The 15,895-nt window shown below is 57.7% G+C and carries 22 protein-coding genes and 1 pseudogene; 12 read left to right on the top strand and 11 right to left on the bottom strand.

Features of this window, described 5'->3' with window-relative positions:
* Nucleotides 1-13: 13 nt before the first annotated feature.
* The 3 genes from AC1RT6_RS08540 (at nt 14) to AC1RT6_RS08550 (ending at nt 2,430) form a co-directional block, all read left to right on the top strand.
* Nucleotides 14-343 (top strand): hypothetical protein, encoded by a 330-nt coding sequence (locus AC1RT6_RS08540; protein ID WP_079445506.1) that lies wholly within the window; start codon nt 14-16, stop codon nt 341-343.
* A gap of 61 nt (nt 344-404) precedes the next feature.
* Nucleotides 405-1,118, top strand: a complete 714-nt coding sequence (locus AC1RT6_RS08545; protein ID WP_472791211.1) for a hypothetical protein — start codon at nt 405-407, stop codon at nt 1,116-1,118.
* Complete coding sequence (locus AC1RT6_RS08550) at nt 1,018-2,430, top strand: FtsK/SpoIIIE domain-containing protein (protein WP_472791210.1); 1,413 nt, start codon at nt 1,018-1,020, stop codon at nt 2,428-2,430. The genes AC1RT6_RS08545 and AC1RT6_RS08550 overlap by 101 nt, the downstream gene beginning before the upstream one ends.
* Nucleotides 2,431-2,534: 104 nt before the next feature.
* Here AC1RT6_RS08550 and AC1RT6_RS08555 read toward each other — a convergent pair whose 3' ends face one another.
* From AC1RT6_RS08555 to AC1RT6_RS08585, 7 genes are all read right to left on the bottom strand, one after another.
* On the bottom strand, nt 2,535-3,167 hold the full coding sequence (locus AC1RT6_RS08555; protein ID WP_079445503.1) for a DNA methyltransferase: 633 nt from the start codon (nt 3,165-3,167) through the stop codon (nt 2,535-2,537).
* A 2-nt stretch (nt 3,168-3,169) separates the two neighbouring features.
* Entirely contained in the window at nt 3,170-3,526 is a 357-nt protein-coding gene (locus AC1RT6_RS08560; RefSeq protein WP_079445502.1) for a hypothetical protein, read from the bottom strand.
* Nucleotides 3,527-3,865: 339 nt separating this feature from the next.
* Complete coding sequence (locus AC1RT6_RS08565) at nt 3,866-4,837, bottom strand: hypothetical protein (protein ID WP_079445501.1); 972 nt, start codon at nt 4,835-4,837, stop codon at nt 3,866-3,868.
* A 217-nt stretch (nt 4,838-5,054) separates the two neighbouring features.
* Nucleotides 5,055-5,825 carry a hypothetical protein gene (locus AC1RT6_RS08570; RefSeq protein WP_472791208.1) on the bottom strand — a complete coding sequence of 257 codons (771 nt, stop codon included), beginning with the start codon at nt 5,823-5,825 and terminating at the stop codon, nt 5,055-5,057.
* Nucleotides 5,826-5,831: 6 nt separating this feature from the next.
* Complete coding sequence (locus AC1RT6_RS08575; protein ID WP_139372812.1) at nt 5,832-6,905, bottom strand: ComEC/Rec2 family competence protein; 1,074 nt, start codon at nt 6,903-6,905, stop codon at nt 5,832-5,834.
* Between the two features lie 163 nt (nt 6,906-7,068).
* The gene (locus tag AC1RT6_RS08580) at nt 7,069-7,293 is read right to left on the bottom strand and encodes a WGR domain-containing protein (protein ID WP_079445499.1); all 225 of its coding nucleotides are present in this window, start codon (nt 7,291-7,293) and stop codon (nt 7,069-7,071) included.
* A complete protein-coding gene (locus AC1RT6_RS08585; protein WP_079445498.1) occupies nt 7,290-7,853 on the bottom strand; it encodes a recombinase family protein in 564 nt (187 codons plus the stop codon). The genes AC1RT6_RS08580 and AC1RT6_RS08585 overlap by 4 nt, the downstream gene beginning before the upstream one ends.
* Before the next feature lie 264 nt (nt 7,854-8,117).
* Between AC1RT6_RS08585 and AC1RT6_RS08590 the strand changes: the two are divergent.
* Nucleotides 8,118-8,489, top strand: a pseudogene (locus AC1RT6_RS08590) (recombinase family protein); the annotation flags it as partial.
* On the opposite strand, the gene AC1RT6_RS08595 reads toward AC1RT6_RS08590, so the two are convergent.
* Complete coding sequence (locus tag AC1RT6_RS08595; RefSeq protein WP_139372811.1) at nt 8,452-9,123, bottom strand: glyoxalase superfamily protein; 672 nt, start codon at nt 9,121-9,123, stop codon at nt 8,452-8,454. The pseudogene AC1RT6_RS08590 and the gene AC1RT6_RS08595 sit on opposite strands and share 38 nt — an antisense overlap.
* A 25-nt stretch (nt 9,124-9,148) precedes the next feature.
* Here AC1RT6_RS08595 and AC1RT6_RS08600 point away from each other — a divergent pair, with 25 nt between their 5' ends.
* Nucleotides 9,149-9,322: a hypothetical protein gene (locus AC1RT6_RS08600; RefSeq protein ID WP_158081482.1), complete on the top strand. Its 174-nt coding sequence runs from the start codon at nt 9,149-9,151 to the stop codon at nt 9,320-9,322.
* Nucleotides 9,323-9,411: 89 nt separating this feature from the next.
* On the opposite strand, the gene AC1RT6_RS08605 is transcribed toward AC1RT6_RS08600, so the two are convergent.
* The gene (locus AC1RT6_RS08605) at nt 9,412-9,624 is read right to left on the bottom strand and encodes a hypothetical protein (protein WP_472791206.1); all 213 of its coding nucleotides are present in this window, start codon (nt 9,622-9,624) and stop codon (nt 9,412-9,414) included.
* Complete coding sequence (locus AC1RT6_RS08610) at nt 9,603-10,853, bottom strand: hypothetical protein (protein WP_472791205.1); 1,251 nt, start codon at nt 10,851-10,853, stop codon at nt 9,603-9,605. The genes AC1RT6_RS08605 and AC1RT6_RS08610 overlap by 22 nt, the downstream gene beginning before the upstream one ends.
* A 408-nt stretch (nt 10,854-11,261) precedes the next feature.
* Between AC1RT6_RS08610 and AC1RT6_RS08615 the strand changes: the two genes are divergently transcribed.
* Nucleotides 11,262-11,786, top strand: coding sequence for a hypothetical protein (locus AC1RT6_RS08615; RefSeq protein WP_472791204.1), 525 nt, complete (start codon nt 11,262-11,264; stop codon nt 11,784-11,786).
* A gap of 101 nt (nt 11,787-11,887) precedes the next feature.
* Here AC1RT6_RS08615 and AC1RT6_RS08620 read toward each other — a convergent pair whose 3' ends face one another.
* A complete protein-coding gene (locus AC1RT6_RS08620) occupies nt 11,888-12,337 on the bottom strand; it encodes a hypothetical protein (protein ID WP_244553385.1) in 450 nt (149 codons plus the stop codon).
* Between the two features lie 42 nt (nt 12,338-12,379).
* Here AC1RT6_RS08620 and AC1RT6_RS08625 point away from each other — a divergent pair, with 42 nt between their 5' ends.
* The 6 genes from AC1RT6_RS08625 to AC1RT6_RS08650 all read left to right on the top strand — a co-directional run bounded on the left by AC1RT6_RS08625 (nt 12,380) and on the right by AC1RT6_RS08650 (nt 15,867).
* Nucleotides 12,380-12,655 (top strand): type II toxin-antitoxin system ParD family antitoxin, encoded by a 276-nt coding sequence (locus AC1RT6_RS08625; RefSeq protein ID WP_079445542.1) that lies wholly within the window; start codon nt 12,380-12,382, stop codon nt 12,653-12,655.
* Entirely contained in the window at nt 12,645-12,953 is a 309-nt protein-coding gene (locus tag AC1RT6_RS08630; protein WP_079445493.1) for a type II toxin-antitoxin system RelE/ParE family toxin, read from the top strand. The genes AC1RT6_RS08625 and AC1RT6_RS08630 overlap by 11 nt, the downstream gene beginning before the upstream one ends.
* A gap of 677 nt (nt 12,954-13,630) precedes the next feature.
* Nucleotides 13,631-14,521, top strand: a complete 891-nt coding sequence (locus AC1RT6_RS08635; RefSeq protein WP_079445492.1) for a phage integrase N-terminal domain-containing protein — start codon at nt 13,631-13,633, stop codon at nt 14,519-14,521.
* Nucleotides 14,522-14,529: 8 nt separating this feature from the next.
* Nucleotides 14,530-14,826 (top strand): hypothetical protein, encoded by a 297-nt coding sequence (locus AC1RT6_RS08640; protein WP_244553383.1) that lies wholly within the window; start codon nt 14,530-14,532, stop codon nt 14,824-14,826.
* A 136-nt stretch (nt 14,827-14,962) separates the two neighbouring features.
* Nucleotides 14,963-15,610, top strand: a complete 648-nt coding sequence (gene parA, locus AC1RT6_RS08645; RefSeq protein ID WP_079445490.1) for a ParA family partition ATPase — start codon at nt 14,963-14,965, stop codon at nt 15,608-15,610.
* Entirely contained in the window at nt 15,607-15,867 is a 261-nt protein-coding gene (locus AC1RT6_RS08650; RefSeq protein ID WP_472791203.1) for a plasmid partition protein ParG, read from the top strand. The genes parA and AC1RT6_RS08650 overlap by 4 nt, the downstream gene beginning before the upstream one ends.
* Nucleotides 15,868-15,895 lie beyond the last annotated feature (28 nt).

Genomic DNA, 15,895 nt, shown 5'->3' on the forward strand with positions numbered 1-15,895 from the left:
CATGGAGTCCAGAATGGACGACTTCGCAATCATACTCGCTCGCGGCAAAGTCATCGGCCACAAGCGCGCGACGTTCGAGGGAAAATCCTCGTTCGCCGTCCAGCTGCAACGGCTCAACAGCAAGGACGCTGTTGAAATGCTGAATATCAAAATGCCGGATGGCGTGTCGGTCGAGGAATACGCCACGCGCTATCCTCGCGGCTCCGAAATCGAGTTTGCCATCGACGCGGTCGCGGTCGAGAGCAGCCTCTATTTCCGGTTTGTGCGCGACCTCAAGGCGGATGCCCCAGCGCCAGAAAACCGGCGCCCGCGGACAACCGATTCAAAGCCCGTAACCGCGTGATCTGGCTAAACGCTACGGCCGGGCAATTACGCCCGGCCGCCTTTTCCGAGGAAATCAGAAAATGAGCAAGCTTGGTGACTACTACGCGAAGGTTGCGAGCGGCGAGATCAGCCGCAAGGAGTTCATGCGCGATGTGCATCGTGCCAACGCGCAAAATGAGCACCCTATCGGCTTTCGTCTTAAGGACCAGGGTCTGTTCGAGCACGAGTGCGTGCAGGATTACTACAAGGCATCTGGTGAACCGCCGCCAATGCCCAAGGCAAAGGTTGGTCGGCTTGTCCCCCGTACCATCTTTCAGCTCGAAGAAGTCGGTGAGGTGTTCGAGCCGAAGTCGACTAACTACGCCGGACGCGCACCGTGGCTTTACAAACTACTGCACCGGGGGCTCGTCGAAACGACTGAGCAATATATCGAGTACGAGTCGGGCGTGCGTGTAAAGCTCTCGGATGCAGAGATAGAGCGTCTCGGCCCCCAGCCGCTCGGCACGGCGCCGCACTATGACGATCTCCAACTCACGCCGCGTTTGCAGCAGCTGTTCAATAGCGTACGGCACGCTAGGCCGCCTCAGGGTCGCGCAAATGATGGAAATATTCGCAGTTGTGGTATCGGCCCTGATCGTGGGCGGCGCCGCAAAAATGATTGCCGACAATCGGCCTCGCAAAACAGGCGACCGTTTGCCGGACGGTGTGCCGGTCTGGACAGGCAGCCTTGGCGGAATAATCGTCGCGCATGGCGGGTGGCATATCGCGGATGTGCCGGAGGAATGCAAGGGTGAAGGCAACAGGGAGTCGTTTGCATCGGTCATCGACTACCCCTTTCCGGGCGCCTACTACACCGACAACTTGCGGTTTCGATATGTTCTGCCCTTCACCCGGTCCAAAGGTTATGTCTTTCATTTTGGCGAAGAGCATCCGATCGAGCCTGAAGCAAAGCGCCTTTACATCTTGCGGGAGGTGATACAGCACATCGAGCGTACCTGTGCACCGCAGGTCAAGGCTATCCGCGAGGAGGAGGTCGCGCACGAAAACCGAAAGCGCGAACTGGCGGCGTTCACCTCGCGATTTAAATTACTCGTGGAAGCAGACGCCAGCAGGGCAATTGCGATCATCAAGAGCGGCGGTCAGGCCAAACTGAAAGATTGGCTGAACGATCCAAACTTGAAGATGCTTCCCGACGTTCGCGCAACGCTTGGTAATCTGATTGCTAACGCCGAACGGGATCTGGAATGGGCTCGGCAGCATGAGCAATCCGAAAGAGAGCGGTCGGTGCACGAAGCTGAGCAGAAGGTGATGGCTGAACGGCTCTTGCGCCTTGAGGGACCGATTGCGCTCACAAGCGTCCCTGCTGCCGTCGTGTTTGGAACGCGGGTAAAAACCGGCGAGGATTGGGTGGTGCCGGTCCGCCAGCTGCGGCACATGCTTGTTGCGGGTGTCAGCGGCAGTGGCAAGAGCGTCCTGCTTCACGCCCTTTGTCAGCAGTTTGTGCAATTGCCGGAAATCGGCCGGCTGGTGCTCGTCGACTTGAAGGGTGGCATTGAGTTCGATCGCTACCGCGACAGTGTCAAAACGGAAGTGGTGTGGGAGTTTGGCGACGTGTGCCGCGTCATCGATGATCTCATGCGGTTGATGGCCGAGCGACAGGAAGTCATGCGGCAAAACCGCTGGCAAAACTGGCCGCAGCACGATCGCGTCGTGGTCGTCATAGACGAATACGCCGAGTTGCAAACCGAAATCGACACGGCAAGTGACAAGGAAGCCAGGGCGAGAACAAAGCGGCTTGAGGCTAATATGGTGAGCCTGTCCCGTCGTGCGCGCGCCCTCGGCATTACTCTTGTTTGCGCGTTGCAGAAGGCCACGACAGATTCGATGGCCTCCTCCTTGCGGAACAACCTCGAGTTGAGGCTGGTGCTGCGCCAGAGCAATGCTCTCACAGCCTCCGGGCTGCTAGACATGAGCGGACAGGAAATGAATGAGCTATCAGTGTACCCGACCACGCTGCCCACCGGCCGCTACTATTTCTATGATGCAGGCGGAGGCGGGATCAAATTGTTGCAAGCGCAAATCGCGCCCGGCGTAGTACTGGATTGATCGCAAATATTCCGGCGGGTGGCGAGCACGGCCGCGTCAGCGGCCGCGCGCAGCCCCCGCCTCTTTTTTCCTTAGATACCTTGTAACATCTCAAGGGATTCATGTCATGCGGCCGTCAGTCGCTTCAGCGCCGTGGCATGGTGTCCAGCGTCAAGCTCGATGCCGATAAAGCAGCGCCCGGTGAGTTTTGCGGCAAGCAGGGTCGAGCCGGAGCCACAGAACGGGTCAAGCACGACACCGCCTGGCTTGCAGAATGACTCGATGAGGCGTTGCAACGGCTTCACGGGTTTCTGCGTCGGGTGTAGCCGGTTGCCGGTGTAGGCCCACGGCACCACATCCGGCAGCGGCTTTGCGGGAAGCGTGGCGCTGCCCTTGGCGAGGAGATAGCCTTGCTCGTGGCGGTGCTCGAAGAACTGCCGCGAAGCCGCGTAGCGCTTGGCAAAGACAACGTGACCGACAACCCGGAAGCCGAGGGCTTTCCAGACCGTCAGGAATTGGTCGGCAGCGTGCCAGCCGTAGAAGCTGAAACACAGCGAGCCTGGCTTCATGACGCGGTAAACCTCGGCAAAAGCCGGGTAAAGCCATGCCAGGTGGTTATCATTGGCAATCGTCTGACCGTCGCGTGAACGATAGCGCACGCCATAAGGCGGGTCTGTCAGCACGAAATCGACGGATGCGCTGGAAAGCTCGCGCATGGTCTGGATGCAGTCGCCTTGCAGGATGGTGGACTGTTGCATGGTTACCCCGCAAACGTCACGGCAAGAGCGAGCAGAATAAGAGCGCCGAAGGCACAACTGGCGAGCTGCTTCAGCTTCCGCACAAACTGGGTCGAAGGTGGCGCCAGTAAGGAGTGCGGTTCATGTTCAAGGCCCTTGCTGTGTTGAGAGATGACATAGGGGCGTGACGCAGCCACCTCCGCCTGTATGCCGCCAAATGCGTTGCTGCTATCGATGATGTGCCGCAGGTATTTGGCGACGACATCGCCGTTGCGGTACGGCACAATGCCGTCGTTGTACCGGAGAAAATCCCGCATCTGTTGTACGGCTTCGTTGTCGTTTTTGATGGTGACGGTAGTGCTCCATGTGGTTGAGGCCATGGGAAGTATGCTTTCATTATTTCAGTTTATACCCAAGGAAAGGTCAGGCGCTTGCGGAGGCCGCACGGCGGCCGAACGCATGCGCTCACCATTTTCCTTCGATACCGGCGCGCAATGTGTGGTAGGATGGGTGAGCCCCGTGGTTGAGCGGGGCTTTTATTTGGCCGCAGCTCTGTAGCTTGTCAAAAGGCTCTGCCCTACAAAAGCTGTTGTGAGGGACACGCTAAGCGTCGCGCGGCAGACTCGTCGATGTCGTGGCGAAAACACCGCCAGCAATGAAATCGGCGGCATGACTGTGCACAACGTCCAAGCGGCCTTACAGGATAACAAGCTTCGCGGTCAGGTAGCAGAATCGGCAGCTTTCGCTTCTCGTCCCAAGCGCTTGATGCCTGACACCACTTGAAATGCAAAATCCGTCAAAAAAATAGAATTCAGGGAATGCCAAACCGAGTTGTAAACGATTAGCCCGTGAATGGCCGCGTGCCGGTTGGGAACCGGATCAGACTTTAACTTCAACCTATTTAATTCATCTACCTTAACATAGATATGATCGGTCAACCGCTCATAGAGCCCGAGAGCATAATAGCCAGGCGGGTTGGTTTCGCTGATCGTCAATTCCATTCCTGGTTCGCCGATTACCTTTTCAATCTTCAGACTACCAAGGCAATCTCCCCTTAGCTCGACGCGAGCAACCCGCTCAATTTCCGGCAAAAGGAGGCGACATACAGCACGGTAGAATCCGCTTTGGTGTGCGGCTAAGGCCTCGGCTAATGTGGTTTTCGCTTCGTCATCGACATCAAACCTCTGCGCGCGACTTTCAAGGTCGTGGCAAACTTCTTTCCAGTTGTCGCGGTAATGCTGCTCAATCTTGATCTTAAGAACATCGTCGGCATCGTCACCATCAAGCAATGCAAAGGGTGTGGAGGGGTGCGGCAACAAACCGATCCTATCGAGGACGCGTTTGCGTCGTTCTGTTTTCTCCAGTTGCTCAAAGAGTCGTATTTGTTGAGGTGACGGTCGTGGAAGGAGCGCTTCAACTCGCTTCACGTTCTCCGTAATTCGTTGAACGGCTTCGAGAGAGGGAAGCGCGGCATGTTCAAGCCTGCGCTGCAACTCAACCAGCGGCCTTGCTTGTTCCGCTAGGCGCCTTTGGATTTCCGGGAATACGGCCAAGGCATCGACCTGAACCTTGGCGAGAGCGGCCATGTCGAGCTTGGGAATAGCCATTGGCTTGATGTCTGGTACCTTTGCCAGCGCCCTCAATATCGATTCGATTCCTGGAAATACCTGCCTTTCATTTTCGGATGACATCTTAAGATCGCGCTGCCTCCGCTGCGATATATCCTGCGAAAGCCGTGATAAATGACCTTAGGTTGGAAAGCTCGGACATGTCAGAAGATTCACCGGTGTGCACGGCCGCTCGCGGCGAGCTTACTCTAGCGAGATGACGCACAGCGTCGTGGAATCGCATTTGCGATTTTGTAGGCACGTTATCGGTACCCCCGCTTCAGCTTGCGGCTGCGTAGCGTTAAGATCGTTCGCACGTTGCGAACAATGCCTCGGCGTACTGCTCGGCGCCGCCCTTCACCCACTCATCGTTAACCACCAGCGTCCAAGCCAGGACGGCCAGGATGTCGATCACCAACGCGCCCCAGATTGCGGGATTTCCCGCTTTGCGTAGCTCAGCGATGAAAAGCTTCATGTCAGCAACGGCCTGTGGCCAGACATCGATCTGAGCGGCTATAGCCACTAGCGACGCTACGATTGCGATAAGGGCGCCCCACAAACCCATAGTTCGCATTCCGCGCATATTGCGACGGAATCCGTACTGTGCATTTTCTTTATCGACGAGGGGCGCCGTTTTGCGAACTTTCTCCTTTAGCCACTTAATAGCGGAGGCATAAATTGCATCGGCTGCGACCTGATTTTTCTTCTCGTCGGCATGCGACGGAAATTGCAGGTCAGGCAAACGAGCCGCTAGATATTGGTGATACCGTCGGCGGGTGTGTTCATCTAGCCTACTCGTGTGCCGCAATAGATAAGTCGTGGGCCAGCCACCCCACTCGTCCAGCAATCGTCGTTCGACAATTTTGCCACGGCTTCTGGCTATTGAGCTGAGCCAATAGAGCAAACCACACGACGTTGCGATGGTCAGCAATGTCGAGGCGATATGAGACGTGACCAACTCTGGAAACCATGCAAGGGCTGTCACGAGCGGCGTAAAAACTGTCAGCAGCGCTGGAAACAGCCGGGCCTGCCGGCTGTACCCATCGAACAAGTTTTTTAGATCCTCAACCACTGCGCTTTAGTCCTCTTGCTCGGGCGGGTAAGGCTCCGGCGTTGCAGCATACCACCCTCGATCGGGGGCGCCTTTGCTCACGCACTTGCCCGAGCCTTCCGTCGTAAGCACATTCGCGCCGCGATGAATCATGGCACGGATTACAGATTTGCGAGGATGGTCCGGGTCTGCCTTTGCCGAGCTAACAACGGCAGTCCACGTGCCGTTCTGTTGATTGGCTAAACGAGGCCCGAGAAGTTCGTCGAGTAGATCAGTAGTGACGTTGTGGCGTCCACCATGATGCGGCACCTGGAAGTAGTGAAGGCCGGGTAGCGGAATGCCGAGAGCTTTGGCGTAGTCGATCACTTCCCGAAGGCCACTCCGACCAGTATCGCCAGTAAGCATAATGCTCTTGTCTAAAATGCGCGTGTACTGCACCACGCTCATTTCGTTTTCGGTGCTTGTTTCTCCTGCCGGAAAATACTCATCTCCCCAAGCCGCCCGTACCAAGGCTGTAACCTGTTTGGCTGCTTCCACAACGAACGCACCGGCTTTCGCAAGTATCCCTTCGTCCTTGGCACCTTCCGGCGTCTTGCCGGACTCAACGATCAGATCAAAATAGCGTTGGCGCGTCGGGGCCATGACCCAGAACGCACCGATCGTGGCACCCTGAAATGGCTCGACGATCTGGATGCCGCGTTTGTTCGCGATGTCTTCGAGTGCTGCCAGGTTGGGGAAAGCCGAACGAAGCGCGCTACGGAGTCTGTCAACACTGGAATAGGTCGGAAAGCGACCAATAAGCTGATCCGAATAGAGCCAAGGTCGGAGCATCCAGAGCGCGCCGATTTCAAAGCTGTCGAGCACGGTCTGCAGCCCTCCAGCATGATCTCCATCGTTATGAGTGCAGATAACATGATCGATGCGCTGAGGATTGCCGTAATACTTGTTGATGTGGTCGACGACGGATTGTCCTGTCTTTTGATACCCGCCATCCACAACGTGGATATAGGTTTTTCCGGCTATTTCGTACCGAACACAAATGGCGTCGCCGCTGCTCTTAGCTTCAACGTCTAAAAAATCGACTTCAAAATAATCGGCCAATTCCACCCTCCGACATGATTCCGAGCATGCTACCAGACGGTGTGATACAAGAAAAATGCAATCATGATGATCAACAGAAGATCGCAATAGTGTATTGATCGGCCTAATGTCAGCCCCGGCAAACACCGGGGCTTTTGAGCCACAGCCACGGCACGAAATCTAGTCAGTGATACCCCTTGCGGGCTTTGCGGCTGTAGTGGCCAACCATGGCTAGGTCGGCGGTGCCGCGCGTCGGGTAATTCTCGGTGCGCACCTGACCCGCGCGACCGAGGCGCCCCCATTCCCGAATAAGCGACCAGCCGCCGAACAAATCGGGCTGCACGTCGAGCTTATAGAACCGCTGCATTTTTTGTGTTGGGTCGATGCGGGTGAGAACGATCGCGGTCATGCTTGCCCCCTTGATATTGTCGAGCGGTGAACGCCGTAAGACTCGGCCAGCTTCACCTGGGATTCGCCGTTGGCCAGGCGCTCGCGTATCTCTGCGAGCTGCACGGCCTTGAGCTTCGGTTTGCGGCCCATCTTCACTCCGCGCGCCTTCGCCTGCCTACGGCCCTCGTTGGTGCGTTTGAGGATGCGCTCGCGCTCGTCCTCGGCCATGGCTGAAAACAGCGCCATGAATCCTTTGCCCATGGGGGTGTCGAGGTCGATGTAAGACCTATCAAGCACGCGGATGCTGGCACCGGCCTCGATGACGGATTTGATGATATGCAGGCCGTCCCAAATCGAGCGTGTGGCCCTGTCCCACTCGGCCAGCACCAGCTGGTCGCCCTTGCGTAGCTGCTCAATCGCCAGTTCGAGCTGCGGCCGACCGGCTAGGCTCTTGCCCGAAGCCTTGTCACTAAACACCGGGTTGCAGCCGTACTGCTTCAGCGCCTTCAGCTGGCGCGTTAAATCCTGCTGGGTCGTACTGACCCGAGCGTACCCGATAAGGCGGCGTTTTCTGCTCATACATTCGCAACTGATTTATGCGGCATAATAAGCCACTGATAAATCAGCGTCAAAAGAAACGTGCAGAATTCTTAAATTTTGCACGCACGCAACACCGCCTGTAGCCCTGTTGCATCAAGGGTATGGCGATTCAGCAGGCCCTGTCAGGCATGGGAGATGCCCGTGCGTATTCCGCTGCGCGAGATTGCCGCGTTCGTGGGGAAGTAAATCGCTTTAGTGTCTGTCCGAGATAGGCGCCACAGCAATTCGATACGTCTGTGATGGCGACGAATATCAGAACGCAAGATTGGCCTGCGTGTGCTGACAGGGAAAGGTGCCAAGATCGACACCACGACCGCATCCGGCCGTATGGTGTTCGGTATCTTCGCCACACTGGCCGAATTCGAACGCGATCTGATCCGTGAGCGCACCATGGCCGGTCTCGCCGCAGCAAGAGCGCGCGGACGAAAGGGAGGGCGAGAATTCGCCCTCACTAAAGCGCAGGTGAGCCCAGCCCAAGCCGCAATGGCTCAGCGTGACACGTCCGTTTCCAAGCTGTGCAAAGAACTGGGGATCGAGCCTGTCACTCTTTACCGATATGTTGGCCCGAAAGGTGAACTCAGAGATTATGGCCTGCGGGTTCTGGGGCAGGCGTAATACATCTGGCCTCCCGAATGCGGGCCAGCTCGGCCGCACGCAGTTCATCCAGTTCGCGAGGCGAAATCTTTACTCGCTGCGTTTCAGTCAAAGCCCAGACATGCCCGAATGGATCGAAAAAGCTTGCCACTCGCTTACGTTCGTCACTGATCTCAAGGCGATTTCGGATCGTTCCTCCTGCAGCAATGGCCTGCTGCAGCGTCTTCTCAGCATCTGCGACCGTGAGCGAAAAAATCGAATTTACCGCGCCATTTGCCTTCGGGAAGAAAGGGCCTCCTCGATGAGGCTCCGCCTCCCGCCTCGGGTTGGCACCAGAGACCGTGATTTTGATCCCGCCTAAGTCGAGATCTATTGCATAGAGAACATTGCTATCTTCATGCGTTCCCATATGGGAGGCGTTAAACGCCGACCTATAAAATGCGGCGGCTTCCTGTTGGCGACCATGTTCCACGAAAACAATCACGGCTAGTTGTTTTTCATGTTCGCAAACGGCACTTAGAACCTGCCAATTTGCGAAACCAAGTTGGCGAGCGACGATTTCAAGGCATGCGCTGTGTGAAAGCTGCAGATTGTGCTCCTCCAAAACTTTGCGAAGAGCCTTAGCCATAGATTTCGAGTCGGAAAAGGAAAACATAGTTTGATCCTCAAAGGGCGCGTCGTTGTCAGTGCTTGCATTGCTGACGGTCGCCCATAAGGGTCAAACCAGGATTATCCGCGCCTTCGCCATTCCAGAGGAGCAAGCGGCTGGCCGCACGGTGCCAAGCGTCAAACTATTGGCGGAGAATGATTCGCGCAATGTCGAGCTCGCGAAAGTGGTCCTCGGCTTAGCGTAGGATTTCGCCCTTCCGCAAACGACCCCGAGATAGCGCAGCAGCTCGGAACGCAGTTTAAAACCGACGGTGGCGGCAACCATGAATGATATTTACGGTCGACATACCTCTATGAAGTGGGTAACCGGGTCGATGCGCATCGTGTTGTAGTGCGCGGCATCGCACGGCTCGCTGCCGCTGCTGGTTAGCTTGAGCGTGCCGGATACTTCGCCACCGGCACCTTGTAGTGCCTTCACGAACGCCGAGCCGCTCACGATGCGGTCGCCAGCGGAGGTAATGCCGGTCAGGCTGCTGCCGTCGCCCACAAAGCGCGAAGCCGATACGAAGCCGATACCGTGCCGGAGACCTCCAGTGCGACCGTGGGGCTGTTGATGTTGATGCCGATGTAGGTGTTGAACGCACGGCCGAGGTCGCCAAAGATGGCATTGCCGATGCTGAGCTGGTTGCTGCCGGTGCCATTCTGTACATCGGCATTGGCGCCGATGGTGATGTTGTTGGTGCCGGTGGTGATGAGGCGGCCAGCATAGGCGCCTATAGCAGTATTACTGTTACCGGTGGTGATACCATCAGCCACCATAGAACCCATCAAGGTGTTGCCGCTGGCCGTCGTCAGGTTGGCGCCGTTACCTGCCTTATAGCCGAATACGGTGTTATCGCTGGCAGTATTGTTTGTGGGCGTGCTGCTGCCGACAAGGGTGTAATAGCCAAGCGCCGTGTTGCGCACGGCACTATTGCCAGCGCCGCTCGTGCCCGAGATGTTCGCCATTGATTTTTCGCCGATGGCGATAAGCCCGGACGGCATCATATGGCTGTAGAGCGCAAAGTAACCCAGGGCGATGTTGCTGCTACCAGTCTGGTTCATTTCCAGGACATGCTGGAAGCCCATGGCGATGTTGCTGCCGCCGGTTCGGTTGTAAGTCATGGCGCCATTGCCAATGCCGATATTACCGGTACCGGTCGAGTTCAGGTAAAGCACCCAAGGGCCGACAGCAACGTTGTTACTGCCGGAGGTATCAGCGTTCAACGCGTTATACCCAATAGCGACGTTATTGGCGCTGCTGACTGTTTTAGCCAGGGCTCGGGTACCAATGGCCGTGTTTTGTGTAGCCCAGGTGGCACTGGCCAGGGCACCGATGCCAAGCCCAACGTTGTAAGTGCCAGTGGTGATGCTACTACCGCCCAGCGACCCCAGGAACATATTGCCGCTGGCCACCGTGCTGGACGCGTCAGACAGATCGTTGATACTGATGACTTCGGGCGATACGGAAGACGCTATGACGCCGGTCAGGCCGCTGCCGTCACCTATGAAGGTCGCCGCCGACAAATTACCGCTCACGCTCACATCACCTGCTGTCGTCAGGCTCGGCGCATAGGTGGGGCAGCCGATGTCACCAGCCCTTGAATGTTCGCCAATACACAGGCGATTGGTGTTGTTGCCCAGCGTCGAGGAAATGACGGCGATGTTACCCCAGTCCTGGGCCACAGCAACGCTCGCCAATAAGGCCAGCATCAACCCGAGCAACACAGCGCGCATGAACTAATAATAAGGCTAAGCCGCTGAATCTGTATCGCGCCGCGTTTACTTTGGCGTCATGTGTGTGGCTTGCCCAAGCCGCATTCCGGCTTAGGCAATGGCCAGCCGCTTGCCTGCGCCAGGCGCGCGCTCAAGCCCCCTGCCCTTGTGGTGCCGAGGCGAACACCTGGAGCCGCAGGCAGGGCTTGAACGCCAAGCGGCCTGCGCGGGGTATTGCGTAAGGGATTGTGACCCGGATGGCGGAGATAGCGCAGCAGCTCCGAACGTAGTTTAAAACTCGGCCTGTGAAGGCACGCCAATCCATCATGTTTGACACGATCACCAGCTGGCTGGAGATTGCTGAAAGGGCTTTTTTCTGAGATCGGCCTGTCAGGAGACGTAATGTTTAGGTGGTTTGTTGGAATTACCTTGAGCGTCATTGCGGCGGCGGTCATCGCAGGCGGCGTTGTGTGGTATCTGGATCGACCTAGCTCTTACGATGAATGTGTGGTCAGGGAAATGCGCGGCCAACCGTCAGTCGCGATGTATACGGTTCAGAAGGTATGCGCGATCCGGTTTCGTAAGGAAGAAGAACTCCCGCTGTCCTACCTTGGTAAAGGCCTCGATATCAGCATGATGCCGGATTTTGACAAAGACCCCGGCGTCGTTTTGATGGGAAGCAAGAATTTCGACAATCCTCCGATGATCTTCACCGTCACGAAAAACGATACTGACTACGAAATCACCCGCGCTCACGTGAAGGTATCCCACAAATGGGAGGCGGATTGCAGCGTCATCGCGGACGGCGATTGGTTCGATGGCCCCGAGCTGATCTTTAAGAACAACGTCGCTAATGTTAATATGCCCGGCGAACTCGACGAGAAAACAAAACTGCATCGCGCTCCGTTTTGCTACCGGTATACAGGCATCTGGGGAACACCTCGAAAGCAATGAGGCTATGCTGGGCTTTTGCGTGAGGGATTGTCACCCGCACGGGCGGAGATAGCGCCGCAGCTCCGAACGCAGTTTAAAGCCCGTCCGGAACGGCACGCCGATCAATTCAAAGCAACAGCACGAACAAACGCTGAATAAAACGGCTCATCCATCGACACAAGCAACGCGCGCTCGATGGGCATGCACAACGTCAACACCTTGCTACGCCGCACCGCGGGCACCTCGTCGAGGTCGAATATCAGCCCTTCGGGATAGATGGTTTTCGCCTTCACGTCGAAAGCCACCATCCCGACGCCGGGAATCCCCACGATGTAATCGGGGCGTTTGATTTGCTCGCGCAACGGCTCCGGCACGGTCAGGGGTGATTGTTCGACATAAATGTGCGGCAGCACGGCCGCGTCAAGCCATTTGCGGAAAGCGGATTCAGCCTGAGCACCCTTGGTGATGTCGGCCGGGGCGATAATATGCGGGCGGCGGCGCAGCTTCATGCTGTCGGATGATGCGCGCCGCCAGCATGCGCTGACAGTACCACGAAACTGCTGCATCAGCATGTCGGCCGTGGTATGGTTCGGTCAAAGGAAAGCGACAAACTCATGGCAGGCAAGGCAATCAACGTCGAACTCGGCTCGAAGCAGCAGGCGATTCTCCGACAACAGCTGGATTCCGGCCGATACGAGAACGCCAGCGAAGTCATGAATGACGCGCTCCGCCTGATGAGCGAGCGCGATGCCGTGTTTGATGAGTGGCTGCGGCAAGAGGTCCTGGCCTCAGTTGCCGACAAACGGCCGCCCTCGCCGATTGACGAGGTTTTCAAGCGGGTACGGACGCGGATCGCCAGGAAGGTGAAAGCCGCGAAGCGTGTCGCGTAAGGTCGTCTTCTTACGTCGCGCCGAGAACCAAATGGCCGACCTCGGCTATTACATAGCCATGGAGGCCGGCTTGGCTATAGCCAATGGCTATCTCGACCGCATCTATGCCATGTGTATGAGCCTGGCAGACTTCCCCGAGCGCGGGCGAAGCCGCGAGGATATTCTGTCTGGGCTGCGCACCATCACCATGGAGCGGCGCGTGACCATTGCATATCGCTTGCGTAAACAGCGGGTCGAGATTGTTGGCGTGCTCTACGCCGGCCAGGAATTGAGGCGAACGCTGCGTAAACGTAAATAGGGGTGCAGGGTATCCCTGCCGCCTGGTGGTGTGGAGGCGTGCGCAACGACCTCCGCTGGGTGCTGGGTGGCGTAGCCCTAAGCACCACGGGAAGGGTTCGGGGAGGCTCCCTCCCCGATGCCGGCAAACCGGCAACACCGCTGAAAGCGCCCTCACTACTCGCTGCCCTCGGTAGTGAGGGCGCGAACCGCAAGCCCTGCGGATACGTCATGGCGGTTCGATGTTCCAACCAACACGGGGATTTTTCAGGCCGTGCAGAATAGGCACGGTCCCTGCATCGCCGGAGTGCCGGCGAGTGCCAGAAGCATGATGTCCGGCTGCCACCGCGCAACACGCGGAAACCCCGGCCGCAAGGCCACTACCTTTTCAAGGAGCAAGCCATGACGAGACCAAAGCGGCCGGGCGTATCCCGGCAACCACGCGGCGTGTGCAACCCCACGGGCAATGCCAGCCGCAACCCCGAAGGAGGGAAGTAATGACAGGAACACGCCACACGTCGGCAATGCCAGTGCACAGCGCAGGAAGAGCTGGCCGCATTCCTGGTAGCGAACCGGTTACAGACCAGAACGAGGCAATGCGGCGTCGCTCGCCGTGTTGAAGCGACCACTCCGCCGAATGGCGGGCCATTGCAGCCAAGGCTGCAACGGCGGTCATAAACACTCACGAAAGCAACGAGAATGGATGTGCTAGCCTATGACCTGAAAGGCATCGCCCTGGGCGATGGTGACGGGTCGTATCTGACGCGCATGCAACGACACCGGGGCTTGCAGCTCATGGCGCGCGACCTGCGCGCCCTTGGGTTCAAGCTTCCGGCCGCGTCGTCCTTGAAGCCGCGCCATGTCGAGGCCCTGCTTGATCATTGGCGCGCGGCGCGCCTCTCGGCCGGTACCATGAAAAACCGCATGGGATGGTTACGCTGGTGGGCCGCTAAAGTGCGTAAACCCAACGTGGTCCCGCGTGACAACGATAGCGCCGGCATTGCCAAACGTGCGGCCTTCGCCGGCAACCGCGCCCATGTCGTGCAAGGCGAAAAACTCGCCGCCCTTCCCTTGTGTCACCAGCTCGCGCTGCGCTTGCAAATGGCGTTCGGCATGCGGTTGGAGGAAAGCCTGAAATTCCGGGTCGGGCAGGCCGATAAAGGCGATCGACTGGTAATGCAGCCGAGCTGGTGCAAGGGCGGCCGCGCCCGCGATATTCCGATCACGCATCCGCGCCAGCGTGCCTTGCTCGATGAACTGCGAAGGGTGTGCGGCGACGGCTCACTGATTCCACAGGGAGAGCGCTACATTGATTTTCGCAAGGATGTCGAGCACGAGACTTGGGGCGTCGGCATTCGCAACATGCACGGCCATCGCCACTGGTATGCACAATGGCGGTATCAAACGCTGACAGGCCGCCCCTGCCCTGCGGCAGGCGGCGCGACGCATGAACGGTTGAGCCGCACCGAGAAAGCGGCGGACTTCCGCGCCCGCATGCAAATCAGCAACGAACTGGGCCACGGCCGGCTGAACGTCACCGATACCTATCTTGGCAGTCGCTTCGCGAAGGCGCAGACTCGGACAAGATGAAATTTGAATTGGCCAAGCTGGTTCCAGAGCTGGAGCGCGCGCGACAAGTGGCGCTAGAGCGGTTAGCAGCCGAGCATTTGCGCAGCGACAAGATAAAGCTGCAGCTCCACGATGCCGCAAAAAACGGCCATCGTGCGCTGCGTTTACCTCTGCCCGACGGCATCGACCTCAGCAAAACGGATGGCGCGGATATGCTCAGGCAATGGGCGAAGCAGAACGCGCTCACGGTGGACTGGATTTCGCGAACAGCCACTCTTGAGGCGGGCCGCCAGGCCAGCGGTTTCGACGTTGAGATTTCCTGGTAATCGCATCGTCGTAAAATCGTAAAGGCGTTTTTGCGGCGAAACAGCCACAGAGCCAGCGCTGGTTTCAGCCAGGTAGCTGTCAAACGGCCTTTGTCGTGCAATCGTAATTGCGACAAATCGCAAAGGCACAAACACGATGATCATTGGAGTCCTCAATCAGAAAGGCGGGGTTGGCAAAACCACCATCGCGATCAACTTGGCGGGCGTATACGCCAAGAGCGGGCAGCGTGTGCTGTTCATCGATGCCGACCCGCAGGGCAGCGCGCTCGCATGGTCGGCAGCGCGGGAAGCCGAGCCGCTTTTTGCGGTCGTCGGCATGGCGAAGCCAACCTTGCACAAGGAATTGCCGGACATGGCCGCCGATTATGACGTGGTAATCATCGACGGCGCTCCTCGCGTCAGCGAGCTGGCGCGGTCGGCGATCCTGGCCAGCGACATCGTCATCATTCCCGTGCAGCCGTCGCCTTACGATGTATGGGCCGCAGCAGAAACGGTACGGTTGGTCGAGGAAGCCCGGCAAATCCGGGAAAACTTGCAAAGCGTATTTGTGGTCAATCGCAAAATCGTAAATACGGCGCTGGCCCGCGCAGTCTATGCCGCGCTGGCCAATTTCAGCGGCACCATTTCGGATGTGAGCCTGTGCCAGCGCGTGGCCTACGCCGAAAGCGCGATGAACGGCCAAGTGGTGCTGGAGACGGCCCCGCGCAGCGAGGCTGCGCGCGAAATCACCCGGCTAGCACGAAGCATCGCCGCTCAACTGACAACGAAAGCCCAAGCTGCATGAGCAAGAACATCGCCTTCAAATTGCCCCTCAAGGTCGTTGAGAACAACACCGCCGACGCCTGGGTGGGGCAAGGGGTTGAACCGCATCTGCAACCGCGCGCCGAACCGGCGGCACCGGCCGAACGCATGAAGCGTCTGACGATCGATGTGAGCGAAAGCCTGCACGCGTGCATCAAGGTGGATTGCGCCAGGCGCGGCGCCAAAATCGCCGATGAAGTGCGCGAGTTGCTGGAAAGGCATTTCCCCACATTGTCGTAAAATCGCAAAATCGTATTTGCGATGGCAT

The organism is Nitrobacter sp. MLSD-S21, assembly GCF_058809865.1.